Here is a 4,787-nt window from a genome sequence, read left to right as displayed (position 1 = left end):
CGTCGCCACAGTGGTAGCAGAGCGAGAACAGCACACACTCAAACGATTATTTATTTCGCCTTTGAGCGGCACCTCCTACTTTTTAGGAATTTTCCTAGCTCACAGTGCGATCGGCATCGGTCAAGTAATTCTAGTATACACCATCGCCAGTTTTTTAGGAGCACAATTCCAAGGCTCTATTTTGTTAGGAATTGCGATAATTATCCTCAGCATTATATCCTACGTCGGAGTCGGCTTCATACTCGGCACCCAATTTGCGAGGCGCACAGAAGATGTCAACTCCCTAGTAGCAGCTTTCGGCGTTCCCCTATTAATATTAGGAGGCGCATTTTTGCCAACTTCACTGTTTCCCAAAACCCTGCTGGATCTCGCCCAATACAATCCAATTTATCACATGAACGAAGCCCTGATGGGCGTGTGGGCTGACGGCAAAGATTTTGCCGATATTGCCCAACACTTCAGGTTTTTATTAATATTCTCTATAGCCATGATAGCAGGTGGATGGCTCTCTTACCGCAGAATGCTGAGAGTAGAAAGAAGACTGTAGCAGCATCTCCTCTGCGCCCTCTGCGCCCTCTGCGGTAAAAAAATCCCCAAAAAACGTAAACTATCCAACTTTTATTATACAAAAAACTACGGAGAACACAAGCAGTGCTGCAAATACAAAAACTCAATAAATCCTACGGCGAACGTTCAGTGCTGCGAGATTTAACCCTCCACATACAAGCCGGAGAAATTTACGGATTACTCGGGCCAAACGGAGCCGGAAAAACTACAACTATCAATATTTTATGCAATTTGCTAAACGCTGACAGCGGCAAAGTTTCCATCAATGGCGAACCTGTTTCCGAAGCTACTAAACTGTTAATCGGCGTAGCGCCCCAAGAAAATTTGCTTTACAAAAGCCTTAGCTGCGAAGAAAACCTCAACTTTTTTGCTCAAATTTATGGTATGGAACGGAAGCAGAGGCGCTATCAAATAGAACAATGTTTGAAAGCCGTAAATTTGACAGATAGAGCCAAAAGTCCCGTAGAAACTTTGAGCGGAGGAATGCAGCGCCGATTGAATATTGCAGTAGCATTGGTTCACCAGCCCAAATTAGTAATTTTAGACGAACCGACGACGGGTTTAGATATTGAAGCTCGTTATGAAATTTGGGAGTTAATTCAGCGTTTGCAATCGGAAGGAATTACGATTTTGCTGACAACACACTTGTTGGATGAAGCTGAACGTTTGTGTCAGAGAATTGGTATTTTAAAGAATGGTAGTATTGTGGCTGAGGGCAGTTTGGAGGAGTTGCAAAAACTGATTCCGGCTGAGGAGATTATTGTTGTTAAAACTGCGGAAGAAGAAAAGGCGATCGCCCGCGCAGCAGAATACAGTTTTATTCCCCGCCGCTACGGTAGCGATTTGGCTTTTTGGCTGCCGGAACGTTTGGAATTAAAGGAGATTATTTTGCGTTTTGATGGGATTCCTATTGATTCCATTGCTCGCTATCCGGTGCGGTTAGAACATATTTATGTAGAGGTGACAAAACAAACTCTATCTTAACATTTCTGGCCCTCGCGCACAATCCTAGAAACCGGGTTTTTACGATTTTTACCGACAGTAACGAAGTATTCTCCCAAAAACCCGGTTTCTAGCCACCCAATTAGCGTCCATCCGCCGATATCAGCGGTTAAATTTCCAAAGTAATCAACTGAGCAATTTCATCCGTTTGAAAACCCAAAGCCATCGGCTTTTGCACTCCCCCAATCACCTGCACATCATACAGTTCCGTGACAATTCCTTCAAATCGCAACCAATGAACGATCGCCCCACTATTCAAATCGATCGCCATCATACCGCACCGAGGCTCAGCATCATCGTGAATGTCGATATCACCTGTAGTGTAGGCGATGTGTAGTATGTAAAGGCGATCGCAACCTTGATGTTGTCCACCAGCAGCCAACACATTATCTAATTGCCAGAGTTGGTATTTTGAACTTAAATAGATGCGTTCCGGGGTGCAGAAAAGTCCCATTGCGCGATCGAATATTCGCCAAAAAGCCGAGATTCTGTTGGTTTCTGGCGCCGCACCGATTAACATTAACCTGCTGGTTTGATAAGTAGTGCAAGCGAGGCTAATTTGTTGTTCGGTTAACCAAGATGGCAAATCGCGATCGCCAAAAATCTCGTGTTCTTCGACTGTATTCAAAATTGTGTCGTTATTCATAGAATCTGTAAAATTTACATTCCCGTAGGGGCGGGTTCACCAACCATAATTGCCTACAACCTACAATCTCATAAACCCGCCCCACCCAACAATAAATCAAAATGTACCTATTGAATGTAGAGATTCCCCTCACCAACCATAATTGCCTAAAACTCAGAATCTCACAAACTCGCCCACATCGACCTGAGATAATTTCCGTAAAAAACCCCTGAACAGGTATAAGTATTTACATATAATTGATATAATTTATTGTAGGTGTAAAACATGGGGATTTGATCATGGTCTGGGATTTAAATATTGAAATCAACGATCCAGAGATATATATTAAGCAAGTATCGACTCTTACTAAACATATTGCCTATTCCAAAGATTATAAAATTCAATGGCGGTTTGCTAAATTAAAAAACTTGGAGTTCGTGAGTGTTGTTTGGGAAGCTGGGAGTACATATACCGCAGGATATACTTCTCCAGGAAAAATAGGTTTCACATTTTTTAACGGCGATCATTTATTGAAAGTTGGGTCTAACGAATTCCTCATGAACGATCGAAATGTGGTGATAAGTCAGTCGGGAGTCGAACTAACCCGTCTTCAGCACTCAGCCAAATACAGCGGAATATCAATTTATATAGATGAAGCTCTATTTTTAACTGAAATGAGCAAGTATCTTGACAAATCCATTGAACGTCCTAACCTACTGCAAGTTATCGATCGCACTACTGTTTACGGTCGATCGCTATATCAACTGGTCATAACGCTGTCGAATTTGATTGACACTAACGGACATCCACTGGTAATTGACAATTTAGAAACCGCTATTTTTTCTACCTTAGTCCAAGGTTCATCTTACAACACTTTAGAACCATCGATTATTAAAGTATCCGAAATCTCGATCGCCCGCGTGCGAGAGGCGGCCGAATACATCCGAGCAAATATGAAAAAAGACCTGACAATTGCAGAAATTGCTTCCGCCATGAACTGTAGCAGTCGTTCTTTGCAAACAGCATTCGCTCGTTATTACGGTGTTTCTCCCAGTCAATTCTTGCGAAATGCTCGACTTGAAGCCGCTCATACGGAGTTAATCGAGAGCAACAAAACGATTACGGAAATTGCGTTTGAATATGGCTTTTACAATCCTAGTCGCTTTACAAAATATTTCCAGCAGCATTTTGGGAAAAAGCCTTCGGACATTTTGCGAAACTAATCTTTCGCAATTTGGCTAGCGCAACCAGGAAGCAGCAAGATATAAATCTTGTTAGGGAATAAGTTAATAGGCAAGTTAACGGGATTCAGACAAAATATTAATCCGTAAGTCCTACCAAACAAAGGTTTCGAGCCATTGTCCCGGTTAGAAATGTTTTCCTTGCCCTTTTGATTAATATCATTCCGATGAAGAGCGGATTTGATCCAGCAGATTGCAGGTTTATAGGTACTATCAATATCCCGTAGGGACACTCCAAGAGCCCTCTTGAGTGTCAACAATCAGGTTAAACCCAGTCACAGAATGCTGTTTGACTGTTAAGCCTAGATCCCCCCTAGCCCCCCTTAAGAAGGGGGGGACAAGAGTCCGGTCAAAGTCCCCCTTCTTAAGGGGGATTTAGGGGGATCTAGACTTGGCATAAAACCCAGATTTCTCAAGGGTTTCAGCCTTAAGTTGACACAAATGGGCACGCTTGAGTGTCCCTACAAGAACTATGTATCTCACATACCTGAAAAGTGCTGTATTACTCATCAAGGGCAGCGTGTGTCATCCACCACCAGGTAGAAATATCACAAACCAGAATCAAATCGGGGGCATCTCCCGACTCAAAAACCACGAACTACATTAAAAGCAAAAAACCATGAAAACTCTACCTAAAATTAACCGCTCTTTAAATAAAAATATCATAAGTTTGGTTGGTTGCTTTAGCAACCAACCAAACTCCATAGTCATCCTTGACCCCACAATACCCGATAGCCAGCAGATAGCCCAGGGCATCAAACCCCACACCGCCACCTACATCCTCAAAAGCCAGCCCGATGCCGTAGAGCAAATCACCACAATCCTAGCTCAGCATACAGGCATCGAAACCCTCCACATCATCACCCACGGAGATTCTGGCAGCCTGTACCTAGGCACAACAGAACTCAACAGCAGCAATATCCAAAACTACAGCCACCAATTCCAAAAGTGGCGAAACGCCTTCACTGACAACGCCAACATCATCTTATATGGATGCAACGTAGCAGCCGGAGACAGAGGAAACCAATTCCTGACTCAACTGCACCAACTCACAGGCGCAAACATCAGCGCCAACTCCCAACCTACAGGTAATAGCAAACTCGGCGGCACTTGGGACATCCTCCAACTCATCCCCCCATCAACGCAAAAGCCCCAACTAATTCTCACCGAAACCACCCTCAAAACTTACAGTGGCGTACTCGGCTTCGCCCCCCAAGTCACCTTCGCAACTGGCACTCGGCCCAGATCCGTCAGCATCGGCGACTTCAACGGCGACAGCAAACCAGACTTAGCTGTAGCGAACAGAAACAGCAGCACCGCCTCCATCCTGCTCAACACCACCCCCACCGGAG

Annotated in this window: 5 protein-coding genes; 4 read left to right on the top strand and 1 reads right to left on the bottom strand. The window is 44.1% G+C overall.

What is annotated here, in order from left to right:
• Positions 1–547, top strand: a 547-nt coding sequence (locus IQ270_RS28215) for an ABC transporter permease (RefSeq protein ID WP_193976436.1), incomplete at its 5' end; no start/stop codon positions are given.
• 104 nt (positions 548–651) lie between these two features.
• Positions 652–1,551, top strand: coding sequence for an ABC transporter ATP-binding protein (locus tag IQ270_RS28210; RefSeq protein WP_193976435.1), 900 nt, complete (start codon positions 652–654; stop codon positions 1,549–1,551).
• A gap of 127 nt (positions 1,552–1,678) precedes the next feature.
• Here IQ270_RS28210 and IQ270_RS28205 read toward each other — a convergent pair whose 3' ends face one another.
• Positions 1,679–2,215, bottom strand: coding sequence for a DUF4915 domain-containing protein (locus IQ270_RS28205; protein ID WP_193976434.1), 537 nt, complete (start codon positions 2,213–2,215; stop codon positions 1,679–1,681).
• Between the two features lie 278 nt (positions 2,216–2,493).
• On the opposite strand from IQ270_RS28205, the gene IQ270_RS28200 reads away from it, so the two are divergent.
• Positions 2,494–3,417 (top strand): helix-turn-helix transcriptional regulator, encoded by a 924-nt coding sequence (locus IQ270_RS28200; protein ID WP_193976433.1) that lies wholly within the window; start codon positions 2,494–2,496, stop codon positions 3,415–3,417.
• Positions 3,418–4,054: 637 nt separating this feature from the next.
• The coding region (locus tag IQ270_RS28195; protein WP_193976432.1) for a DUF4347 domain-containing protein at positions 4,055–4,787 on the top strand (733 nt) is incomplete at its 3' end.

Origin of the sequence: Microcoleus sp. LEGE 07076, from assembly GCF_015207455.1 — a bacterium.
GTDB lineage: Bacteria > Cyanobacteriota > Cyanobacteriia > Cyanobacteriales > Microcoleaceae > Microcoleus.
The sequence above is the reverse complement of the archived record's forward strand: the minus strand, read 5'-3'. Positions and strand labels throughout refer to the sequence as shown.

What these genes read in the sequence shown, in the direction of transcription:
- IQ270_RS28205 (WP_193976434.1), bottom strand. Translation starts at nt 2,215, where the DNA reads ATGAATAACGACACAATTTTGAATACAGTCGAAGAACACGAGATTTTT.
- IQ270_RS28200 (WP_193976433.1), top strand. Translation starts at nt 2,494, where the DNA reads ATGGTCTGGGATTTAAATATTGAAATCAACGATCCAGAGATATATATT.